Raw genomic sequence first — 24152 nt, forward strand, 5'->3', positions numbered from 1 at the left:
GTCAGTCAGTCGCGCTTCACACTAGTATTAAATTCATAACAAAAACGACAAAGTAGTAGAGTAGACTATGACAATAATGAAGATAATTAAATATAGCCCTTTGTTTTTAGCCAGCAGCATTTACCTAACAGGCTGCTCAGATAGCGAAACACAAGCTAATCAGGTTAATGAGCAATTAACTAAATCTGCAGATGAGATCAGCAAACCAGTTGTATACCAAGTATTCACTCGTTTGTTTGGTAACACCCAAACGGTGAATGTACCTTGGGGCACTAAGGAGCAAAATGGGATTGGTAAATTTGCCGACTTTAATGACGCCGCATTGCAAGGCATTAAAGATTTAGGCACCACCCATGTTTGGTATACCGGCGTGTTGCATCATGCGCTGGTGGGCGATTATAGCCAATACGGGATAAAACAAGACGACCCTGATGTAGTTAAAGGCCGTGCGGGTTCGCCTTATGCAATAAAAGATTACTACGATGTAAACCCAGATCTTGCAGTAAACCCAGAGCGTCGCTTAGTGGAGTTTTCTGCACTTATTGAGCGCACTCATCAACATGGTATGAAAGTGGTTATTGATATTGTGCCAAACCATGTGGCGCGTAACTATCATTCAATTGCTAGGCCTGCTGGTGTAAAAGACTTTGGCGAGCAAGACGATACCAGCAAAGAATATGCGCGTGATAATAACTTTTATTATGTGCCAGGGCAGTCGTTTCAAGTACCTAGCTCTGATCAATACCAAGTTTTAGGAGGAGATGCACACCCATTAGCCGATGGCTTGTTTAACGAAAGCCCTGCTAAATGGACAGGAAACGGCGCGCGTGCAGCCAAGCCCGATATAAACGACTGGTACGAAACTGTAAAAGTAAACTACGGGGTTAAACCCGATGGCAGTTATGACTTTCCAACCCTACCTGCAAGCTTTGCAACTAAAGATGCCCGAGCGCACTATGAATTTTGGCAAGACAAAAACCTACCTAACAGCTGGTATAAATTTCGCGATATTGCACTATTTTGGTTAGATAAAGGCGTAGATGGCTTTCGCTATGACATGGCCGAAATGGTGCCAGTTGAATTTTGGAGCTTTTTAAATTCGGCAATCAAAATGCAAAACCCTAATGCCTTTTTACTTGCCGAAGTATATAACCCAAAAATGTACCGAGGTTATATTCATCAGGGCAAAATGGATTACTTATACGACAAGGTGGGTTTTTACGACACGCTAAAAGCTATTATGCAAAATAAGCAAGCTGCGAGCACTATTTTTGATGCACAACAGCAAGTTGCCGATATAGAACAGCACATGCTGCACTTTTTAGAAAACCATGACGAACAACGTATCGCAAGTCCTGATTTTGCCGGCGATGCCGCATTGGGCAAGCCTGCAATGGTGGTCTCTCACCTAATCAGTCGCTCGCCAAGCTTGCTTTATTTTGGTCAAGATGTCGGTGAAGATGGCTCAGAAAACGCGGGGTTTGCTAGCCCAACTCGCACCAGTATTTTTGACTATATTGGTGTTCCTGCTCACCAAGCGTGGATGAACAACGGTAAATTTGATGGTGGTCAGTTAACAGCTGAACAAGCGCAATTACGCCAATATTATATTTCAATTATGGCACTTAACGATTTACCAGCGATTGTTGCCGGCGATATGGCGCAGCTGATGATCACGGGGAGTGACAGCGTGGTTGGTTTTGTGCGTACCTTAGGACAGCAATCATTATGGGTGCTGAGTAACTTTAGTCAGCAAGCGCAAACAGTCACTATTACGCTCACGCCCAATCAAGCAACAATGCTCAAACCAAACTCAACGCTTTACGATCTATTAGAGTCGCATAACGGTATTTTGGTGAGCGATGAGAAACAAAATACAACCTTTACGCTGACCCTTGATGCACTCAGTAGTGCCGTTTTAACAAATAAGGCTGACCATGAATTATAATAACAAACCAACCTTAAGCTTTTGGCAAATATGGAACATGTGCTTTGGCTTTTTAGGCATTCAATTTGGCTTTGCACTGCAAAACGCTAACGTAAGCCGGATTTTTCAAACCCTTGGGGCGAATGTAGATGACATTCCTATTTTGTGGGTGGCAGCACCACTTACCGGTTTAATTGTACAGCCAATTATTGGTTACTGGAGCGATAAAACCTGGGGCAAATTAGGCCGCCGTCGTCCGTTTTTTTTATACGGTGCTATTTTAACCACATTATCGTTATTTGTTATGCCAAACTCACCAACACTTTGGATTGCAGCGGGCATGTTATGGATCATGGATGCATCGATTAACGTCACCATGGAACCATTTCGCGCCCTTGTAGGCGATAACCTACCAAACAAACAGCGTGCTACGGGCTATGCAATGCAAAGCTTTTTTATTGGTGTGGGAGCGGTGGTTGCATCAGCACTCCCTTGGATGATGACAAACTGGTTTGATATTGCCAACACCGCCGCTGCAGGGCAAATTCCTGATTCAGTAAAGTACTCATTTTACTTTGGTGCAGTTGTATTGCTGGTCGCAGTGGGCTGGACAATTATAACCACCAAAGAATATTCACCTGAAGAATTGGCCGCATTTAATCAACAAGAGCAAGCTGAAGTTGAACAGGCGGTTTGTGCACAAATTAACTTTAGTAAAGGCGGCAGTGTATTTACCGTGTTAGGGCTTGCCGTACTTGGTTTAGTCACGGGATTAAACCTAGAAAAAGAGCTGTACCTTTTAGCAGCTGGCTTAGTGAGTTTTGGCGTTATTCAATTTATTGCAGCCGCACTACAGGCAAAAAACCACACCAGCGGTGGCTTTTATCAAGTCGTTAACGATGTATTCACCATGCCAGAGGCGATGAAACAACTTGCTTGGGTACAGTTTTTTAGCTGGTTTGCCTTATTTGCCATGTGGATTTATACCACCTCAGCGGTAACAAGTTTTCATTATGGTAGCAGCGACACAAGTTCAGCGGCGTATAACAATGGTGCAGACTGGGTGGGTATTTTATTTGCGGCTTACAACGGTTTTGCTGCATTGGCGGCTTTATGTATCCCGATCATCGTTAAGCGTGTTGGTTTAAAACTAGCACATGCACTTAACCTTATTTTAGGTGCGTTAGGTTTGGCGAGCTTTATGTTTATACAAGATCCGAGCTTACTTATTTGGCCAATGATAGGTATTGGTTTTGCGTGGGCGTCTATTTTGTCGTTGCCTTACGCCATGTTAAGTACCTCTGTACCGAGTCATAAAATGGGTGTGTATATGGGAATATTTAACTTTTTTATTGTGATCCCACAATTATTAGCCGCCAGTGTCCTTGGCCTGATACTCCGTCACTTTTTCCAAAATCAACCTATTTACGCATTGATGCTAGGTGCTGTGTCTTTTGTACTTGCAGCGGTTGCCGTACTGCGTGTTAAACAGTCTTAATTTAAGGGGCTAAAATGAAAAAATATAACCTAATTACCGCGACAATATTGGCCGCAGGCCTTGTAGGTTGTGGCGTGCAAAATACGCAAACCAGTGCAGTAGCACAAAAATCAGTGAGTGCGCCAGGCGCACCAGGCGAAGCCTCATTTTGGGCATACGCAGGCAAAACCGGTATTGGTACATCGTTTGAGCAATACCAAGATGGCCAATACAGTGATAGCGCCACAACTGGAACAGTGTCAAAAGTATGGTTTTCAATTGCCAAAGGCATGATCACTGAAACCATGTTTGGTTTAATTCACCAAGCACAAATTAAAGACATGCAATTTATAGTGGTGGGTAAAGACTTTACAGTCACAGAAGCGGATGATTTAGACGTAAGCATTGATTACTTATACAAAGACCAAGCAGGGCGGCCATTATCGCTTGCTTACAAAGTAACAAGCAAAGATAAGCAAGGGCGCTTTAGCCTCGAAAAACACATATTCACCGATCCAGATGGGCAAACGTTATTTGTACGCAGTATTTTTAATACCGAGCTTGAAGGCGTAAAAGCCTTTGTTAATGTTAACCCATACATTGACAATAATGGCCTAGATGATTTTGCAAAAGTAACAGAGCAAGGCCTTGTTGCTTGGCAAGATGATAATTATTTATCGTTACAAAGCGCACAACCTTTTAAACAAACTAGTGTTGGTTTTACAGGTGTGAGTGATGGTTTAAGCGACCTTAAAACAACCCAGCAGCTTAGCAGTGTTTATAAAAATACCGGTGATCAATCAGGTAATGTTAGTTTATTGGCAGAGCTGGGTGAAATTGGCAAAAATAGTCAGTTTGATTTAACCCTTAGCTTTGGCAAAAGCGAGCAAGCCAGCTTTAAAGAAGGCCAAGCAAGTTTAGCCCGTGGTTATCAAACGGTACTTGATAACTACAATGGTAAAGGCGATGCCATTGGTTGGCAAGATTACCTTAGCAGTTTGGCACCTCTTGCAAGCCTTGTTGATGATACTACCGACAATGGCAAGTTGTTATACACCAGTGCCATGGTGCTAAAAGCGCAAGAAGACAAAACTCATGCCGGTGCGTTAATCGCGTCGCTTTCAAACCCATGGGGCGAAACGGTGTCGGCTAAAACAGGCTCTACCGGTTATAAAGCCGTATGGGTACGTGACTTTTACCAAGTGGCGATGGCATTTATGGCCATGGGCGATACCCACACTGCAAAAACCGCATTCGAATATTTAGATAAAGTGCAAGTCAACCCAAATACCCCAGGTAACCAAGGTGATACAGGCTGGTTTTTACAAAAAACGCATGTTGATGGCGAACTTGAGTGGGTAGGCGTGCAGCTTGATCAAACCGCGATGCCGATTATGCTAGCGTGGAAGCTTCACCAAGCAGGAGTATTAACTGATGGCGAGCTCATAGATTGGTATGGGCGTATGTTAAAACCCGCAGCTGATTTTTTAGTGGATGGCGGCCGCGCTAAAATTTTGTGGAACGACACACAAATAACGCCACCGGCCACACAACAAGAGCGCTGGGAAGAGCAAGAGGGGTATTCACCGTCAACCACCGCAGCGGTTATAGCGGGTTTAATTACCGCCGCCGACATTGCCAAACTAGCGGGTGATGAGGCCAATGTTAAGCGCTACCTTGCAACCGCAAAAAGCTATAATGCCGACATTGAAAACACCATGTTTACAACCCAAGGCAACCTTGACTCAACAGCAAGCGACGGCGAATATTTCATTCGTATTGGCCAAGATAAAGACGCCAATTCAAACACTAAAATTAGTGCCAATAATGGCCGTGAAGGGTTTAATAAAAAGCAAATTCTCGACGGCGGCTTTTTAGAGCTAGTACGTTATGGCGTACGCGATGCACTTGCCCCTAGCATTGTTAAAACCTTACCTGAGTATGATGATCAAAGCTTAGAAGATAACTTGCAAGTGCATTACACATTTGAGTTTGCCGACGGCTCAGGCACTTTCTCAGGCTATCGCCGCTATGGTAACGACGGTTACGGTGAAGACGAAGTAACGGGCGGAAACTACGCTGAAGGCGGCATAAAAACCCCAGGGCAACGTGGGCGAGTATGGCCGTTTTTTACCGGCGAGCGAGGTCATTATGAAATTGCCGCCGCTAATGCCACAAATAGCTTCGATGCCACTAAGCAAAACGCCATCAAAAACACCTATGTAAAAGGTATGGAAACATTTGCTAACCAAGGGTTTATGCTACCAGAGCAAGTATGGGATGGCGTAGGGGTTAACAAAGCAGGATATAAGCTTGGCGAGGGCACCAACTCAGCCACACCACTGGCGTGGACCCATGCTGAATACATCAAACTACTTCGTTCATTACACGACAAGCAAGTGTGGGATCATTACCCCGTGGTTGAACACGCACTGCAATAACCTTTTCTAGCAAATGACTAGCCGTAGTCACATACGGCTAGGTGCATTTATTAAAATAATAACGGAGATGCAATGAAAACCTTTACCTTGAGTGCGTTGGCCCTCGCTTTAATGTTAACGGGCTGCCAGAGCGCACCTACAACTAACACACAAAATACTAATACAGCCGCTACGGCGCAAATCAGTGCCGAACAACACGCCGCGCCATGGTGGCAAAGTGCGATATTTTATCAAATTTGGCCACGCAGCTTTTATGACAGCGACGGTGATGGCCATGGCGATTTTAACGGCATGACCAAAAAATTGCCGTATTTACAAGAGTTAGGTGTAAATGCATTGTGGTTGACCCCCATGTTTGAAGCGCCATCTTACCATGGTTACGACTTTACTGAGTTTTACCAAGTAGAAAGCGACTACGGTAGCATGGCAGAATTTGAAGCCTTTATACAAGCCGCTGACGACAAAGGTATGAAGGTGATACTTGATTTAGTGATTAACCATATTTCAAGTGAGCACCCATGGTTTAAACGCTCTGCAAACGGCGAGCGCCCTTACAGTGACTACTTTGTGTGGCGTGACGACTTGCCAAAAGTGGGCAGTGGCTGGGGCCACGCATGGAGCGATAACGACAAGCCAGATGCGGTATGGCATTGGAGTGAAACCCGTCAGCAATATTACTATGGTGCATTTGGTGCCAGCCAACCTGATTTAAATTTACGCCATCCCGACGTGATTGCCGAAATGGAAAAAATGGCCAAGTTTTGGCTCGATAAAGGCGTAGCAGGCTTTAGATTAGACGCAGTACGCTTTGCCATGGAAAGCGGCGGCAATGCGCAAGCCGACACCGATGAAACCATTGCTTACTGGCAGCACTTTAATCAGTATGTAAAAAGTGTTGATCCAGACGCGTACTTAGTCGGTGAAGCATGGGCCGATATTCCTGTTGCAGCAAAATATTACGGCGATGGCAAAGGGCTCGATCAAGGTTTTGACTTTGAAGTGGGCTATAAAATCCTTGGCTTATTAAAGCCTGACGCCAGTGGCGAAGCGCAATTTGGCACTATGCAGTCTAACCAGCAAAAAAATACGGTTGATGCCAATGTGTTAAAACAAAACTTACAACAGCGTATTGACTCGAGCGCACCACTTGACTTTTTTGCGCCGTTTTTAACCAATCACGACCAAGAGCGAGTGGCTTATCAGCTAACAGAGCATGACGACAAGGCAAAGCTTGCCGCCGCCATGTTATTTAGCTCACCGGGCACCCCTTATATTTACTACGGTGAAGAAATTGGCTTAACACAAGGTGGCACAGGTCACGACGTTTATAAACGCGCGCCTATGCAGTGGGACAATAGTCATCAAGCGGGCTTTACGCAAAGTGACAATAGTTGGGTTGAAGAAACGGCATTATTTGGTGATGATTTTGCAAACTGGTGGCCAGAGTTTCTTGCTAAGCAACTAGCAGCAGGCGATCGCAGCGTTGCAGCGCAGCAAGCACAACCAAACTCAGTTTGGCGTTTATATCAGCACTTAATCGCAATGAAAAAGCAGCGCCCAGAATTTACTATTAACGGCAGTTACCAGCTAACGCAGCACGACAATGGCATAGTAGAAATAACGCGAGAGTTAAGCGGCAGCAAAAGTGTTTTTGTACTTAACCTAACGGACAAAGCTCAAAGCATCAGCAGTATTACACGCGACGGTTTAACAGCCAGTTGGCAGCACGATCTCAATGGCGAACAACTTGCCGCTTACGGTTTATTGTTACTAAATAACACACTGTAAATAGCATACTTATTATAGGGGTTAACATGCGTTAGCCCCTATTTGTTACTACGCACAGCCCCCCCGTTCGCTCTTTGTTGTAATACACAATTAAAAAGAGAAGTTTCACAAAGTCACACATCAGATCACATTAAAGTAAAGCTGTGCATATAAGCACTTACTTGCATTTTGCCCTATAACATTATTAAAAGTCGTTTTGGGATATTTTAACAAAGACAATTTTATAATACACGTAATCATTTGTTTACATTGGAGTTATTTGGTGCAACTATTGAGCTATGTAATATACGCCGTTTTGGGGTGTTATAAACCCCCATAGTGGTGTTCAATAAGCTGTTAGCTGCTAAGGAAGTTATGGAACTAAGATTTAGCTCTTGGTATCACTGGAAATCTAGGAATGACTATCCCGGCATAGCTTTTCCGGGAATCTACGTCGTTTTGATTTCAGAAGCGAATGTTGCTGGTCAGCCTTTTTCAATCAACGACGACGTAATCTACGTTGGAATGACCAATGCTGTGGCTGGCCTTCGGGGCCGACTTAGCCAGTTCGACAACACTATTGCTCAAAGACATTGCCAGCATGGTGGTGCAGATCGAGTTCTGTACAAGCATCAAGATTATGCGTCACTTGTCAGTAAGCTCTATGTTGCACTTTGGCATGTGGAGTGCACGCCCGCAGCAGAGACACCAATGGATCTTCGTGCCATGGGGAAAATTTGCAATGCAGAGTATGAGGTTATGGCTCAGTGCGTGGAGGAGCTCGGGGAACTCCCTGAATTCAACCGGAAGAAAGAGCGCCCCAAGTTTAGCCTTACTCACGGTCGCCGCTAACAAATCAATAAACTACGCGCCTTCGGCGCCGGACGGCTTACACTGCGCTGCGCTTCGTTCCAGCCGCCGGTTATTGAGGCGTTAGCTTTCAATCATAGATAAGGGATGTCATGAAGATAGATATACATGTCCATACTAGAAAAACTAAGCAAGGAGATGCTCCTACTAGAGAAGTCACACCTGAAAAGTTCTCTAAAATAGTATTGTCAACTGACGTAAAAATCTTAGCTATAACAAACCATAATGTTTTCGATTTACAACAATTCAATCAAATGGAAGTTTGTTTAGATGGTGCTGTTCAAATTTGGCCTGGTGTAGAGTTAGATGTAATCGATGGCGGAAAAAGATCCCACTTGATAGTTATTGTATCTCCTGACAAACGGGATGAATTTAATCAAATAATTAACCAAATGACTGAGGGTAAAACCGCAGACGAGTTTACCATTTCATTAGAAGGTACTGTTGAATCTTTTGAAAAGCTTGGTCCATTATATGTAGCTCATTATTTAGGTAAGAAGCCTGATATGAGTGAAGCTAGTATTCTTAAGTTATTGAATATGGGAATAAACCCTAATCGAGTGATTAAAGAAGCAACAAACTCCATCTCTGCTGGAATATTTATTGCCCATGGGCATAAATCAATGTATGGCTCTGATGTACAAGATTGGGATAAATATACAGAAAATGTAGAGGAACTACCTGAATTGAGATTATCTGTAGATAGCTTTGAACATTTTTGCCTATTGCTTGAAAAGGATGTGCCCGCTATAGATACAGCTATAGATCGTAAGCATTCTGAAATTTTAACGCTGCAACCTTTCGAAGATGAGACAAAAGTTAAAATTCGAGCGTTTAATGATATTAATATTATCTTTGGTCCTAAAGGGACTGGTAAAACTAAAATTCTTGAAGCTATCGCCAAGCATTATTCTTATCGTGGGATAAAGGCTTCTGTATTTGAGTCTGCACCAGATAGGTTAGCAGATAGATTTGATATTAAAGGAAAAAACATTGAGGAATCTATAGATTTACAAGGTGTAGATTGTTGCCACGAAGAAATTGGTCGCATTAGAAAGGCTAAAGAGTCAGACATTACAAGCCTTTATAAATACCGTGAATTCTTCAATTCAGAAAACAAAAACAAAAACGCTAAAAAAATGAAGATTAAAGATCTTCCTACACTTCTTTCAGAAAACTCTGATAGCAAGTTTAATGAATACAAAGACGCACATAGTAAAGTGCAGGAAATGGTTAATTTTCTTAAAACTAATTCACCTGTAGATGAAGTTACGACAGAGGAAGAGCGCACTAGCCTAATATCTAATCTAAATTCACTTTCATTAAAACTAAAAAATGGCTCTTGGGATCTTTTCGCTGAATGGAAGAGTGCAAAATTAACTGATAGCGCATCGCAATGTTTTCGTAACGAAGTTACCCGTAAAACTGGAGAAAGAAGTAAGCCAAGTGATACAGGTTTTAAAACATTCGCGACAAATAGATTAAACATCGGTCGGGATGCAAAAAAAGTCATTGAAAATATCAATAAAAACATTCAGGACAAGGTAGAAAATGTTGGGGTTCTTGGCCCTGATAAAGGCCTGCTAAAATGTGCAACTAGCTTTCAGTTCCAGAATGGTGAAATTCATGAATCTAAATACTTATCAATGAAAAGTATGCGCAAACTAGACCAAAAAGAATTTGTTCGAATCATGAAAGCAATAAAAGATAAGGCTACATCAGATGATTTATTTGATTCAGTCACTGAGTTAAATGCAATTGTCGATATTGATAAAATATCAAGCCTTTCTGATTTGTTACTTTTCTGGAGACGATTCACTTTATCTGGTGAGGATTATTCTCCTTCAAACGGTGAATGTTCAATGCTCAATCTACATAGTGAATTAGCAGAGGATAAAGAAATTTACCTACTAGATGAACCAGAAAGAAGTTTAGGTAATGAATATATTAATGATGTCATTATCCCACTTATAAATGACAAAGCAATACAAGGGAAAATGGTCTTTATATCCACTCATGATGCTAATGTCGCAGTGAGGACATTGCCTTATAACTCTATTTATAGATGCCATGATAAAGATGGCTATGGTACTTATACTGGAAATCCATTTTCAAATAGATTGATATGTTTGGAAAATACAGAAAAAACTTTAGATTGGAAACAAATTAGTATGAAAACCCTTGAAGGTGGGCAGAATGCTTTTGGCGAGAGAGGAAAGATATATGGAAATAATTGAAGCAGAGTTGGTTACGATCGAAGGTGAGTACTTCATTGATATTTTAGAAGAACCAAAAATAACTATCCCCATATCAAATGATGATCCTAATGCGGTAAAGTCTGCATTTAACTGTTTAATAGAACGCTTAAAAAAGGGTGTGTTTTCAATCAGCTTAAAAGATGCAGATAAAGACCTTTTTTATCATGTAGCAAAAGAATACCTTGAGCAATTAAATGGTGAATTATTCGATGTGCATCAAGAGATGGAACAGTACGGCTTTGTAGACGTTGGTGCACAAGAAAGCTAATCGGGTAGCCGGAGGTCTCTAACCTCCAGCCCCCACACCACCCATCATGCGGGTCCGCAATGGGCGGTTCATCTCCCGTAATGAATATTGATCCAAATATCTTTCAATGACACTAAACCTTGTGATGCTAAATAGTCATTACCTAGCGCAATGTTAATTCCTTTTGTTTTTGAGCTTCTACAAGGGCCTTTACTGGTGATACCACAGGCTATGGCGAGTCGCTCGCTAACACCCAATTTCATTAAACTGCGTACTTTGGTGCGAGGTTTACGCCATTGCCGCCAGTAGCACATTCTTATCCTACGACGGATCCAATGATCTAAATCCACTGTTAGTTGATAAGCGTTGGCTATTAGGTAGTAGTGTCCCCAGCCGCGTAAATACTGCGTGAGTTTATGAATTTGTAGGGTCATTGAGATCCCCCAGTTGCGGTTAGTGAGTTCTCTTACATTTGCTTTAAATTTCTTTAGCGCCTGTTCGTGGATCTGCACTTGAGCGTAACGGAAGGTAAACCCGAGAAATTTCGAGCCTGATACGGGACCGACTCGACTTTTCGATTCATTCACTTTGAGTTTTAATCGCTGAGTGATAAACGCAGTAATTTCCCGTTGGATTATGAGTCCTTCGCTTTTCGTTTTTACTAAAATGATTATGTCATCAGCGTAACGTGCAAACTTAAGGTGTTTGTAGGTTAGCTTCTTATCTAATTCATCGAGTAAAATATTGGAAAGTAAAGGGGATAATGGCCCACCTTGAGGGACTCCTTTGGTTGACTCAAACCACAGACCCGTTTCGCGCTCTGCGATCCCCGCTCGGAGGTATTTACCAAGTAGGCGCATGAGTGCTTTGTCTTTGACTTTACGACCAACACGATTCATCAGCATGTCATGGTTTACTTCATCAAAGAACTTAGACAAGTCAATATCAACTGCTGTTTTATAACCTTGTTTAACACAAGATTGAACATGATTTACTGCTTGGCTGGCTCTTTTATGAGGGCGATAACCATAACTATGTGGTGAAAATAGAGGCTCAAAGTAAGGGCTAATCACTTGAGCAATAGCTTGTTGGATCACTCTGTCGATAACAGAAGGGATCCCAAGCATTCGCTCACCGCCATCGGGTTTGGGTATCATCACGCGTTTGACTGGCAAGGGTTGATAAGTGCCGCTAAGTAATTGTTGTTTAATACCCAGCCAATGTAACTTAGCGAAGTGATTAAATTCCTCAATACTCATATTATCAATACCCGCAGCCCCTTTATTGCGCTTAACATGTTGCCATGCTGCACCAATATTGTGGTTGCTCAGTACCCTTGCCATCAGGTCACGATCTGTTTGGTTGTATTCATTCGAGGTATTATTCACAGTCGAACGCTGTTCATCACTATCACAACACGGTGATCTATGTGAATTCAAGTTCATTTGTAGTATCTCCTCTGGTTAAGATGTTCAGGCCTTCACCGTGTCCCCTCCATTACGATGGGCGTTTGGCTACTATGCCGTCTGCTGACTTCTGATAAATCACTCTAGCGATTACTCGATAAAGCGCGTCGAAACTAACGCTTGTTTACTGCTATTTCGCTCGCTGTAGGTCGCAGCAACCAAAGCGCCAAGGGTTGAACAACCAGTCCCTAACTGGTAATCTCCAAGCGTTAGCGCGGATGCGTGTTTATCAGATCTCCCCGAATAAGGTGCATCGACTTTCTCTGCACAACTGCATCATTTACGGTGGCCGTTAGATCACATGACTTCGCTATCTTGTGCTAGCTCGTCTCCAGCCTACGCCTCATATGATGTTTTTGTTCATCAGCTCACAGATTTGCTAGCGGCTTCCTCTAGACTATCTCTCGCGATTTAGCCCTTGCCATTCGCTAGTAGTTATCGTTTAATAACAGTGTGTTATTTAAACGGTGATCTTCCTACAGAGGACTTTCACCTCATAAGTCAATGCCCATGTCGGGCGTACACAAGGCCTTTAAACGGAACAAAAACAGTTGGCTTTTGTTCGTGCCTCACAAAAAATTACAGCCAACTACTTTTGTCCGCTTAAGGCGGCGTTAACCCTCAAGGAGAGATTGTGGCATTACTCGCGGGATTGGATTTTCATTTTGACTTAGACTTTGAGGAGGTGCCTCTTAAGGAGGCGGAGCAGTACCTTGAAGAATTAACATCAAAGTACGCGAACCTCATATTTGATCAACATACAAAGATCTATGTGCGACTTCAAGAAGGGAGTCTCAAGGTCACTCTAGCAGTTGTTGGCGCTCTGTACATTGGCATTGGTCAATATGGTTCATTCCGTTCTGGTATTGATTACATGATCAAAGATGCCAAATCATTGATGAATTTGGTTACTAGTGAAATAGTAAAAAATGGAATGAGTGAGGCGGACATAATTGAAAAGAAGAAAATGCACTGTGATCCCGATAAAATTCGTCGTGTGCTGCTTGCAATAGATCGTCTTGAATCAAAACCAAAAATATCCAAGTCTGATCTTAATAAAGAGTTATCAAAGATAAGAACATCAGTGCGAAATATATGTAGCTCATTAAGTGAAGAAGACGCTGGTTTTTTTGCAATTTCAATTAAAGAGACATACTGGCCGCAGGATAGAGAAATTCCCCATTTCGTCGAGCGTTACAAGTTAGTGGCTAGGGAAGAAGATATTGTACACTATCCAGTAGCAAGCATTGAACAACCAAGGGTTAACAAGGCATTGCAGCGGACAATCCGCTGAATGCGGCGTTATACGATAAATTGAGAATTGAGCATGGAAGAAAAGCATTGGTTGGATTTCGTTACCGCAATCGGAAGTGTAGCTACTCCTGTAATTGTTTTAATAGTTTCATCCATTGGCTGGAAAGCTAAAAATCGTATCGAAAGAGAAATCGACCTTGAAAATAAACTCCGTGACGATCGAATTGAAATTTATAACAAAATACTAGAGCCTTTCATTATTTTGCTAATGTCGGATACCGCATGGCAATCTGATAAGAAAAACAAAGGCAAAGATAAAAGCGCTTTCGCAACTAGCACCATGCTAACTCTAGAGTATAGACGCCACGGTTTTAAACTTGCCCTAATGGCAAATGACTCTGTTGTGAAAGCTTACAATAATTTAATGCAGTACCTCTACAGCATGGAAGAGGCTCAAACATCAGGTGAAATGGACTTTCTCAAAGATATGATGGAGCTGTTAGGTAATTTTCTCATAGAGATTCGTAAGAGCATGGGCAATGAAGCCACAAAATTAGATTTTTGGGATATGTGTGAGTGGTGGATGTCCGATACTAGAAAAATTAAAGATGGCACGTACAGCGTATAACAAGGCAATGAAAGTCGCCCACAAAAAACGTGGGCGGGACTCGCTAACGCTCGCCTTTTATTGTGGCGTTATATTTTTCTAAACTGAGGAGCATGAATGGACACTTGCAATACTTGGCAGTGTATAAATAGCTTCGCTCCTTGGCTATCTGCTTTGGGGACGATTTTCATTTCGGGGCTGGCGCTTTGGCTGTCAATTCGAGATAAATTTATTCGTCTCAATGCAAATTACAGTGGAGGTTTAGTTCCGAGCTACGACCCCACCAAGCTTGATACTTACGTGTATGTTCTAGATTTTGTCAATGTTGGTGCGCGAGATGTACAGGTAGTTAACTTTGAATGGCACTGGAAACACGTCCCTCTGTTAAAGAAACAGCGCACATTTATACAGCCATATCTGGATCATCGTGTTGCTAAATTTTGCTCACAGTTTCCAATGCGATTAACTGATGGTGAGTCTGCGAGACTTTTCTTTAGCGCTGACTTTATCGAAAAACTTGATGAGCCAGAAAATTTTATTTTTCCAGCGAGTAAGTTGAAAGCATTTTTCAGGATCTTCACATCAGAGATATATCTGTGTACCAGTGTCGGAAAAAAGGTAAAGGTAAGTATGAAATCTGGAATGCGTCGGGAAATCTGGCGTAGATACAAAAAATATAACAAGGCAATTCACGCGACAGGCGCGTGATTGCGGCGTTAGCTCATTCGGGGAGCGATTATCGCACTCGACGGAATCCAGAAAGGAAACGTATGAAAATAAGAAAAATAGTAATGTTTGTCTCATTTGCAATTGTCGCGGTCCTAGCTACTTGGCTCGTTATTCCGAAACAAAAGGCCATATCTGAGCATCATAATGATATTGATGAATTTATATTAGATGTTATGGAAGAGGCTGCAATACCGGGTATGGGGATTGCTGTTATCCGAAACGGGAATACAGAGTTAATTCGTGCCTACGGGTTCGCGGATATCGAGAAAAAGAAGCCTGCCACTATTGACACACCCTTTAATATTGCATCAATTAGCAAACCGATTATGGGGATAGCTATATTGCAGCTCGCCGAGCGTGGGCACCTTAATTTGGATGATGACATCAACACTTACCTGCCATTCAAAATTGATCATCCGAGCGCATCTTCAGCGCACATATCGATAAGGCAATTAGCTACTCATACGTCCGGTATCGCTGATTTCTATGATCCGAAAACATACTCCCACAACGCTGATTCAAATATCTCTTTAAAAGAGCATGTTGAAAAATTGCTGGTTGCTTCTGGAAGTGATTACTATTTGCCGAACCCACCGGGTACTACGCGAGAGTACAGTAACCTTGGCGCTGCGGTCGCTGGTCTGATTGTTGAGTCAACATCTGGACAAAGTCTGTCAGAATACAGTCGAGAGAATATATTTCTTCCATTAGGAATGGCCGATACTGGATGGTTATTGGCTGACTTTGAGGGCTTGGGAGGTCTCGCGGTTCCATACGAAGTAGAGCAGTGCATTCCATACATTTCAATATGTGCCAATTGGAAGTCGCCCATAAAAAACGGCATCATTTCAGAGCTTTTTAATCCACCGATTGATTATAAGACCTTTCAAAGACACCCTCACTACGGTAACCCGCAGTATCCTGATGGTGGCATCCGGACAAGCATCAACGACTTAAATACGCTCATCCTTGCTTTATTGGATAGCGACGACGGAGATACGGTATTCTCCGATAGTCTTAAAGGTGAAATGCTAGCTAAACAGCTCACCGACGACATTGATGAACGACAGAGGTTCTTTTGGAGGGACAATCTACAAGGAAGAATTGGTCATAAGGGAGCGGATATTGGTGTCTTCTCTTCTTTATACTTCGACCCAGTTAAGAAAGATGCCGTGATTATTGTGATGAATCGGGGCGTTGACATGGCTTCTGATCGGGCGATGGACAAATTGAGTCGTCGACTGTGGTCCATGTGATAGCTAACATGTCGCTCAACAGGACTTCTGCAAGCTTCGCTTGCCTCCGCCTGTTAGCTCTGCGTTAGGTATACAAGCAAACAAGGGTGCATAATTGAATTATTTAAATTGGTTACAAAAGGTATTTCCTAAACTGAAAGATACCCCAAATGAAATTATTATCTCATATGTTGATGAAGCGAAATCTGATACTGAACTTCTTAGAGAGTTTATTAAAGTCTTAGGAGGTTTGCTCTTTATTCTCCCGTTTAACCTATATCTTTATATCTCTGGTATTCAATCATTTACCAGTCCTTTATATTGGATGCTAGTTATTGTTTCTTTTGGTGTTGGCGGTTTTTTTGGACTTTATTGTGAACAAAGATTGATTAAAAGGCGCCTTAAAAAAATAGTGCAGTTAAAGTATACCTAACAACACGCCCTGAGGTGGACGACTAGTAAAATTTAGCTATTAATTGCAAATTTTACTAGTGGTGAGCCTCTGCGTTTTAATGCTGCTAAATACGTCGATTCATAGTAGGGTGTATTCTTTTTACAACACCTAAATACAATCCTTATCCATTTAAATGCCAGCGATTTAATAATGTTATTACGTGGCTTGCCCTTGGCTTTTTGTTGCTCATAATACGCTTTAGCCCAAAACGGATAACTAATAAAAAGCCAGTTCTCTCAACAGCTAGCCTCATGAAAATGAGGGGGTACTTTAAAAAAGCCAATTTAAACAACCAATTAAAACAACCAATTAAAACAATACCTAGCTCTCACTTTATATTCTGCATAAAATAACGTAATAAATTGAACCAAAATAGGAACTCGGCTATGGTTTGTTTATCAATAAAAAAAATAAAAAACGAGTTTATTTACAGACTCGTTATGTGAAAAGGGGTTTTTAATAATGGCACTTTTTTATATTTCACTCGGAGCTGTTTTCTTTTTAATTGCTATAGCTTGGTTTGGGTTTGTAGCTTTATATTCCCAAGTTGAAAATCCAGGATTCGGTTTTGGTTTTATTATGGGGGTACTTCCTGCGTTACTTAGCATGTTGCTTATAGTGCCTAGTACGCTGTATAGAACTGTTTTTGTATTTACGCAAAAGCCAAAGCAAACAATGAAAGCTAAAGTTACTTTAGCAATTGGGCTGCTAATCACCTTACTTTATAGTGGTGCCATTATTAAGTTAGCTTTCATATAACAACATGCAATATTAGTTACTTAGCGGGTTCTAATAAACTAAACACAGGTAAGCGCCATTTAAAGCGTACCGATGCCATACGTATTAAGTACCCTGTAACTAAGCTAACAATAATGCTTATATTGTCATCAATATTATAGTGATGCAGTGCTAGGTATAAACACGCCACAATAAGTGAAACGCTGGCATACAGCTCGTGGTGTAATACCAATGGCGCTTGACGACATATTAAATCACGTAACAAACCACCAAATACGCCAGTAACTATGGCTGCAACCACGCAAATACCATAGTGTAAACCCATATTTAGCCCAACTTGGCAGCCAATAATACTAAAAGCAGCTAGGCCAAGGGCATCTAAGCGCATAAATATGCCTTTAAACTTAACTACCCATTTAGCCAACCAAGTGGTGATAATGCCGGCCATACAGGTAATTAATAAATATTCTGGATGTTGCACCCACGTAAGCGGGTAGTTACCAAGTAAAATATCTCGAACGCTACCACCACCTATGGCGGTGGCACTGGCTACCAAGCTAACGCCAAACCAGTCCATTTTCATTCGGCCAGCGCTTAGCGCTCCGGTCATGGCTTCTGCTGTAATACCAATAATAAAAACAATACTTAATAGCATGAGATAGTCACTTGAAATTTACACTTATAATAAAGGCGTGATTGTATAGATAAAATAGCAAAATAACGAGTGAGAAATCACGCTAAAAACGCTTACTTCAGATAAGAAAAACTAATACGAAACTTATGCGTAAATAGGCTGTTAAATTGGGGTAAACCTTTGGGTTGGTTGTAAAAGGTGAAGGACAATAGGCCGCAAACAATAAAATAAGTTACTTTGAATTTTAAGCCGTTATTGCCCTAGAGCCACTTTATATTGTTGGGTGGTATTTAAAAGCAAGGTAATGCAGGCTGTTAACTTGAGCCTCGGGCAATTAATATTGGCGGGAGTAGGGTACTTTGTACTGCTTCGCCTCGAATTAGTTTTAATAGGTTTTCTACCAACATTTGCCCGGCTATAGTGGTGTTTTGCTCTACTGTGGTTAAAGGTGGGTTGGTATAGCTGGCAATGGCGATGTTATCGAAACCTATTATGGCAACATCTTTTGGTACGCTAATACCGGCTTCTTTGAGTGCGCGTATTGCACCAATGGCTATTAAATCGCTGGCTGCAAAGAGTGCATTAAATTTTATGTTATTGGCTATTAGTGAGCGAGTGGCATGATACCCCGACTCTTCAGTCGATATTGCATTTGCTGTTTTACGTTCGTTTAAGGTTACGTTATTAGCGCTTAGTTCATCTTTAAAACCTTGAAAACGGGCAAAAAACTCAGGGCTATGATCCGATGCGTCGCCTATAAACGCGCAGTCGGTTCTGTTGCGCGCAATTAAATGCGCTGCAGCTAGTTTTCCGCCACCATAATTGTCGCAGCACACAGTCAGATCGGGGCGATTGTCGACCGTTGCACCCCAACAAACAAACTTGGTGTTTTGCTCAAGCAGGGTGTTAAATTTAGGTTGATAATCTAAGTAATCACCATAACCGAGTAAAATAATACCATCGGCGCGGTGACTATCTTCGTAGTCGGCTTGCCAATCGGCACTGGCCGATTGAAACGACACCAGTAAATCGTAACCTTCTTTAGCACAAGCGCGGGTAATACTGCCTAGCATGGCTAAAAAAAACGGGTTAATTTGTGATTCATCAGAGGTTGGATCTTCAAACAATAATAGCGCTAAGGTGCTACTTTGTTGGGTGCGTAAATTGCTGGCGTTTTTGTCTACTTTATAGTTGAGTTTTTTAGCTATATCGAAAACGCGCTTACGGGTCTCTTCGTTTACCAAGGGGCTGTTACGTAAAGCACGAGATACAGTTGATTGCGACACTCCAGCATAATGGGCTATATCAAATGACGTTGCTTTACCTTTCATGAGCACTACTTAAATAACAAAGAGAATAATGCAGCCATTCTCGTTTATTAATGATTTATTTCAAGCTAATTTATCAATTAAGCACTTTTTTTAGTTGATCTACCCATGACACCGGTGTCATAATGAGGGCGTTTTATCATTTTGTTGTCAAAACGTATTGGCTGCCTATATTTTTATAGGCAGCATTTTTTTACTGTGATAGCTGCTTTGGGGTGATAGCCTAAAGTAATAAAAAGAACAATGGGTTACCCGTTGTAAAATAATAAGCATGAATCGCTTATACTAATCGCATTAAAGAGTGGACTATTAAAACGCAAAAAAAATAGCGCCAAAAAATGGTTTAATCACAAGGCGAAAGTAATTATATAAGTTGTTTTATATGAATTGTTTTAACGCAGTGAGTAAGTTATTTAATTAGTTAAAATGTTCATTTTTTTAATAAGATTAGTATTATACAAAAGAGATAACACTATGAGCTTACACTCTTCTGCCCAATTTGATCCTATTTTAGTTGCCGATATTGGTGGTACCAATGCGCGGTTTGCACTAATTACTGCCTTTGATGCAGCAAAAAACGAATTTGTTATAGAATATAATCATACCTTTCCTAGTGCCGACTTTGGCTCGTTACAAAATGCAACACGCCATTATTTATCAACTGTGCCTCATATTAAACCTGTGCGCGCGTGTTTGGCAGTGGCAGGCCCTATAAAAGCAGGGCAGGTTCACCTTACTAATTTAGGTTGGCATTTTAGCGTTAGTGAGTTTAAACAGGCTTTTTCTTTTTTGCAGCTTGAAATTATTAACGACTTTGCTGCATTTGCCTACGCTGCCCCTTATTTAGATAGTAACCAAAATGTGGTTATTAAAGCAGGGCAAGCCGATGAAAACTCAAACATTGCAGTTATGGGCCCAGGCACAGGATTTGGTGCAGCTTGCCTAGTTAGAACAGCGCAGTCTAGTGCGGTGCTTAGCTCTGAAGGCGGGCATATATCGCTGGCTTCCGTTACCGATTTAGATGCAAAGTTACTTATAGAATTACGCAAAGAACATCCGCATGTGTCTTTAGAAACTGTTTTTTCAGGCCCGGGTATTGCCCATTTATATAAAGCGATGGCGGCGGTTAAAGGTATTACTGCTAAGCATTTAGATGCCGCGCAAATTAGTAATTTAGCCAATACCGGCGAGTGTGAGGTTTGCGATGCAACTCTAAACCAGTTTTGTGACTGGCTTGGTAGTGCCGCAGGCGATTTAGCATTAGCTTATGGTGCGTTGGGCGGTTTATTTATTGGCGGTGGTATATTGCCACGCATGCAATCGCGCTTGTTAGAGAGTCGTTTTGTTGAACGTTTTTCACAAAAAGGTATTATGTCGCAATATAACGGGCAAGTTCCTGTTACGCTAGTAACCCAAGATAATATACCTTTGATTGGCGCTGCGGCGTGTTTGCATAATAGTAAGCAGGAATAATGCTGCTGGTATTTGGAAGTAAATAGATGAAAAAAGTCACCATAAATAGTGTAGCGAGTTATGCGGGGGTTTCTAAAAAAACAGTCTCTCGGGTGTTAAATAACGAGCCAAATGTAAGTGCAGCTACCCGCGAAAAGGTACTTAAAGTATTTAAAGAGCTTGATTATACGCCTAATCCTATTGCCCGTGGTCTTGCTCAAAATCGCAGTTTTATTATTGGTTGTATTTACGATAATCCAAGTAAAAGTTATATTACCCGCGTGCAAACAGGCGCATTGGCTGCCTGCCAAGAAAACAATTACAATTTATTAATTCATCCTTGTGAGCTGCGCGGTGAAGCACTAATCAATAATATTGATCAGTTACTGCAGTCATCACGCTTAGATGGCATTGTATTAACGCCGCCTTTTTCGGACTTTGCTGAACTAGTTGATTTTTTAAAATCGAAAAAAATACCTTATGCACGCGTTGCCTCTGCAGTACTTGAAGATGATTCGATTTCGGTGCGCAGCAATGACGAGCAAGGGGCATTTGAAATAACCGAGCATTTAATTACACTGGGTCATAAATCAATTGCTTTTATTAAAGGTCATCCCGATCACAGTGCCACTGAACAGCGTTTTAAAGGTTACCGACGGGCGTTAGCAAGCCATGGCATTGAATTTGAAGAGCGTTTAGTAGAAGAGGGTAACTTTAGTTATCATTCAGGGGTAGACAGTGCCCGTAGTATTTTAGATTTATCGCCACGGCCAACCGCAGTATTTGCTTCAAACGATTACATGGCAGCCGCCGTACTTAAATTAGCAACTCAACGCAGTTTACGTGTGCCCGATGATATTTCAATTGCTGGCTTTGATAACGCCCCTATAGCACGCCATATTTGGCCTGGGTTAACTACCATAGCGCAGCCAGTTGAAGAAATGACCAAACAAGCGGTTACTCAGCTTATTGCTCATATTATTCAGCCACAAGAGGTTGCGTATCAGGTGACCCTAGAGGCGCGTTTAATTACTCGCGAGTCGACGGCGCAGGTTAAATAAACTCAACTTAAAACGAATATTTACAGTAGCCCGAATGTGCACAAAGCATATTCGGGCTTTTTGTTGGCTGTTGTTAAATATAACGATGCTGTACAACATTATTAAATGTCTATTTATAAAAAATAGTTGGCTATGTTAAAAAAAGTGACTATTTTTATTAGACAGGGTTGACACCGGTGTCATGGTCGTGCGTTAATACAGTGACACCGGTGTCAGGGTGGTTGTGAGAGGCCCTCTGATAAGGTACCTTTGAACGGGTAAGCCAAAGATGCTCAGTGCAATTAATTACGTGGAGTCTTTAATTGCCACTGAGCCTTTATCCTCTAACGAATAGAGCTGAGTTTAATTATGTTGCATCCACGAATTCAAGAAGTCACCGAACGTATCATTACGCGCAGTAAAGCAACCCGCCAAGCTTATTTAGATCGCATTTCGCACGCAAAAAAACAAACAAGAGTTCGTGCTGGATTAGGCTGCGGTAATATTGCCCACGTTATGGCTGCGTGTAGCACCGATGACAAAGCACGTTTAAAAGCCGATGAGCAACCAAACCTTGCAATTATCAACTCATATAACGATATGCTTTCGGCACATGTGCCTTATAAAGATTACCCAGATTTAATTAAAAGCATTGCTACTAAATACGACGCTACAGCTCAAGTAGCAGGCGGCGTACCAGCAATGTGTGATGGCGTTACACAAGGGCGTGACGGCATGGAATTATCACTTTTTTCACGCGATGTAATTGCTATGTCTACGGCAATATCGTTATCGCACGATGTGTTTGATGGCGTTTTTTGTTTAGGCGTATGCGACAAAATAGTCCCAGGGTTATTAATTGGTGCACTGTCGTTTGGCCATTTACCGGTGTTCTTTTTACCGGCAGGACCAATGCAATCAGGTATTCCAAATAAAGAAAAAGCCCGTATTCGTCAAAAGTTTGCGCAAGGCTTAGTAAGCCGCGAAGACTTGCTAGAAGCCGAAAGCGCGTCTTACCACAGTGCTGGTACCTGTACTTTTTACGGTACTGCTAACTCAAATCAAATGTTAATGGAAATAATGGGCTTACACCTTCCTGGTAGCTCGTTTATTAACCCATACACAGAGCTTCGCGATGGTTTAACCGGTAATGCGGTAGAAACCATGCTTAAGCAATTAACCGACGATAAAGACAGCCCGTGTTTAGCAGATGTGATCAGCGAAAAAACTATAGTAAATGGTTTGGTTGGTTTGCTATCTACCGGTGGCTCTACTAACCACGCCATTCACATTGTGGCTATTGCCAAAGCGGCAGGTATTCAAATAACGTGGAAAGATATGTCTGATTTATCAGCTGAGGTTCCACTATTAACGCGTATTTACCCTAATGGCTCTGCTGATGTAAATCATTTTCAAGCAGCCGGTGGTATGGGCTTTTTAATGCGTGAACTTGCCAGTGCAGGCTACTTACATACCGACGTTAAAACTATGCTAGGCGATGGTTTAGCACCCTATATGACCGAGCCGCGTCTTGATAAAGACAACAGCTTAATAATGAGTGATGCAACCGGCCCAAGCAAAATTAAATGGGTAGCTTGCCCTGATAACTCACACGATGAAGATGTACTTCGCCCAGTGAGTAATCCGTTTAGTAAGCAAGGTGGTTTACAACTGCTTACGGGTAACTTAGGCAAAGCAGTTATTAAAGTATCGGCAGTAGCAATTGAACATCAAGTAGTTACCGCCCCAGCTAAAGTATTTAGCTCGCAAGGTGAGTTACAAGATGCTTATAGCCGCGGCGAATTAAACCAAGACTTTATTGCAGTGCTAAAAGAGCAAGGCCCTAAAGCTAAAGGTATGCCAGAGCTACATAAATTAACACCTGTAATGGCAACGCTACAAGATCAAGGCTTTAAAGTAGCTATTGTAACTGACGGTCGTATGTCGGGCGCATCGGGTAAAGTACCTGCGGCGATTCACTTAGCGCCAGAAGCAGTTGAAGGCGGCATAATTGCTAAAATTCATGAAGGTGATTTAGTTACTTTAGATGCACCAAGCGGCATATTAAAAGTACATGTTAGCGATGAAGAGCTTGCTAAACGTGAACTGCAATTAAGCCTACCAAGCTTAACCTTTGGCACAGGCCGAGAGTTATTTACCGGATTTAGAAATATCGTAAGCAGCGCCGATTTAGGTGCGAGTGCTTTCGGAATTGAAGAATAATCAGC

19 protein-coding genes are annotated in these 24152 nt (G+C 41.8%); 16 read left to right on the forward strand and 3 right to left on the reverse strand.

From position 1 onward, the window contains the following. Positions 1-76 precede the first annotated feature (76 nt). From CIK86_RS05400 to CIK86_RS05430, 7 genes are all read left to right on the forward strand, one after another. Positions 77-1948, forward strand: coding sequence for an alpha-amylase family protein (locus CIK86_RS05400; protein WP_086995331.1), 1872 nt, complete (start codon positions 77-79; stop codon positions 1946-1948). Beyond that, positions 1938-3425: an MFS transporter gene (locus CIK86_RS05405; protein WP_086995334.1), complete on the forward strand. Its 1488-nt coding sequence runs from the start codon at positions 1938-1940 to the stop codon at positions 3423-3425. Before CIK86_RS05400 ends, CIK86_RS05405 begins: the two co-directional genes overlap by 11 nt. Before the next feature lie 14 nt (positions 3426-3439). Continuing rightward, positions 3440-5845, forward strand: a complete 2406-nt coding sequence (locus CIK86_RS05410) for a glycoside hydrolase family 15 protein (protein ID WP_086995338.1) — start codon at positions 3440-3442, stop codon at positions 5843-5845. A 72-nt stretch (positions 5846-5917) separates the two neighbouring features. Continuing rightward, a complete protein-coding gene (locus CIK86_RS05415; protein WP_086995340.1) occupies positions 5918-7633 on the forward strand; it encodes an alpha-amylase family glycosyl hydrolase in 1716 nt (571 codons plus the stop codon). Between the two features lie 354 nt (positions 7634-7987). Continuing rightward, positions 7988-8464 (forward strand): hypothetical protein, encoded by a 477-nt coding sequence (locus CIK86_RS05420; RefSeq protein WP_086995343.1) that lies wholly within the window; start codon positions 7988-7990, stop codon positions 8462-8464. Between the two features lie 110 nt (positions 8465-8574). Continuing rightward, complete coding sequence (locus CIK86_RS05425; RefSeq protein ID WP_086995346.1) at positions 8575-10719, forward strand: hypothetical protein; 2145 nt, start codon at positions 8575-8577, stop codon at positions 10717-10719. After that, on the forward strand, positions 10706-11008 hold the full coding sequence (locus CIK86_RS05430) for a hypothetical protein (RefSeq protein ID WP_217896477.1): 303 nt from the start codon (positions 10706-10708) through the stop codon (positions 11006-11008). The genes CIK86_RS05425 and CIK86_RS05430 overlap by 14 nt, the downstream gene beginning before the upstream one ends. A 68-nt stretch (positions 11009-11076) precedes the next feature. Here the strand turns inward: CIK86_RS05430 and ltrA are convergent, their stop codons facing one another. Then, positions 11077-12432: a group II intron reverse transcriptase/maturase gene (gene ltrA, locus CIK86_RS05435; RefSeq protein WP_256620722.1), complete on the reverse strand. Its 1356-nt coding sequence runs from the start codon at positions 12430-12432 to the stop codon at positions 11077-11079. Positions 12433-13087: 655 nt separating this feature from the next. Between ltrA and CIK86_RS05440 the strand changes: the two genes are divergently transcribed. The 6 genes from CIK86_RS05440 (at position 13088) to CIK86_RS05470 (ending at position 17491) form a co-directional block, all read left to right on the forward strand. Next, positions 13088-13747, forward strand: coding sequence for a hypothetical protein (locus CIK86_RS05440; RefSeq protein ID WP_176359678.1), 660 nt, complete (start codon positions 13088-13090; stop codon positions 13745-13747). A gap of 33 nt (positions 13748-13780) precedes the next feature. Then, the gene (locus CIK86_RS05445; protein ID WP_086995959.1) at positions 13781-14335 is read left to right on the forward strand and encodes a hypothetical protein; all 555 of its coding nucleotides are present in this window, start codon (positions 13781-13783) and stop codon (positions 14333-14335) included. A gap of 96 nt (positions 14336-14431) precedes the next feature. Next, on the forward strand, positions 14432-15022 hold the full coding sequence (locus tag CIK86_RS05450; protein WP_086995962.1) for a hypothetical protein: 591 nt from the start codon (positions 14432-14434) through the stop codon (positions 15020-15022). Positions 15023-15084: 62 nt separating this feature from the next. After that, positions 15085-16299, forward strand: coding sequence for a serine hydrolase domain-containing protein (locus tag CIK86_RS05455; protein ID WP_076921832.1), 1215 nt, complete (start codon positions 15085-15087; stop codon positions 16297-16299). A gap of 94 nt (positions 16300-16393) precedes the next feature. After that, complete coding sequence (locus tag CIK86_RS05460) at positions 16394-16711, forward strand: hypothetical protein (protein ID WP_086995966.1); 318 nt, start codon at positions 16394-16396, stop codon at positions 16709-16711. Positions 16712-17194: 483 nt separating this feature from the next. Beyond that, positions 17195-17491, forward strand: a complete 297-nt coding sequence (locus tag CIK86_RS05470; protein WP_086995971.1) for a hypothetical protein — start codon at positions 17195-17197, stop codon at positions 17489-17491. Between the two features lie 16 nt (positions 17492-17507). Here CIK86_RS05470 and CIK86_RS05475 read toward each other — a convergent pair whose 3' ends face one another. Together CIK86_RS05475 and CIK86_RS05480 are read right to left on the reverse strand one after the other, a co-directional pair. Continuing rightward, positions 17508-18125, reverse strand: a complete 618-nt coding sequence (locus tag CIK86_RS05475; RefSeq protein ID WP_041454410.1) for a trimeric intracellular cation channel family protein — start codon at positions 18123-18125, stop codon at positions 17508-17510. 293 nt (positions 18126-18418) lie between these two features. Beyond that, positions 18419-19435: a LacI family DNA-binding transcriptional regulator gene (locus CIK86_RS05480; RefSeq protein WP_086995975.1), complete on the reverse strand. Its 1017-nt coding sequence runs from the start codon at positions 19433-19435 to the stop codon at positions 18419-18421. A gap of 471 nt (positions 19436-19906) precedes the next feature. Here CIK86_RS05480 and glk point away from each other — a divergent pair, with 471 nt between their 5' ends. The 3 genes from glk (at position 19907) to edd (ending at position 24147) form a co-directional block, all read left to right on the forward strand. Continuing rightward, positions 19907-20905, forward strand: coding sequence for a glucokinase (gene glk, locus CIK86_RS05485; protein WP_086995978.1), 999 nt, complete (start codon positions 19907-19909; stop codon positions 20903-20905). Positions 20906-20931: 26 nt separating this feature from the next. Then, positions 20932-21945: a LacI family DNA-binding transcriptional regulator gene (locus tag CIK86_RS05490; RefSeq protein ID WP_011328046.1), complete on the forward strand. Its 1014-nt coding sequence runs from the start codon at positions 20932-20934 to the stop codon at positions 21943-21945. Between the two features lie 348 nt (positions 21946-22293). Continuing rightward, entirely contained in the window at positions 22294-24147 is a 1854-nt protein-coding gene (gene edd, locus CIK86_RS05495) for a phosphogluconate dehydratase (RefSeq protein WP_086995981.1), read from the forward strand. Positions 24148-24152 lie beyond the last annotated feature (5 nt).

The sequence above is a fragment of the Pseudoalteromonas sp. JB197 genome, from assembly GCF_002332205.1.
Classification (GTDB): domain Bacteria; phylum Pseudomonadota; class Gammaproteobacteria; order Enterobacterales; family Alteromonadaceae; genus Pseudoalteromonas; species Pseudoalteromonas nigrifaciens.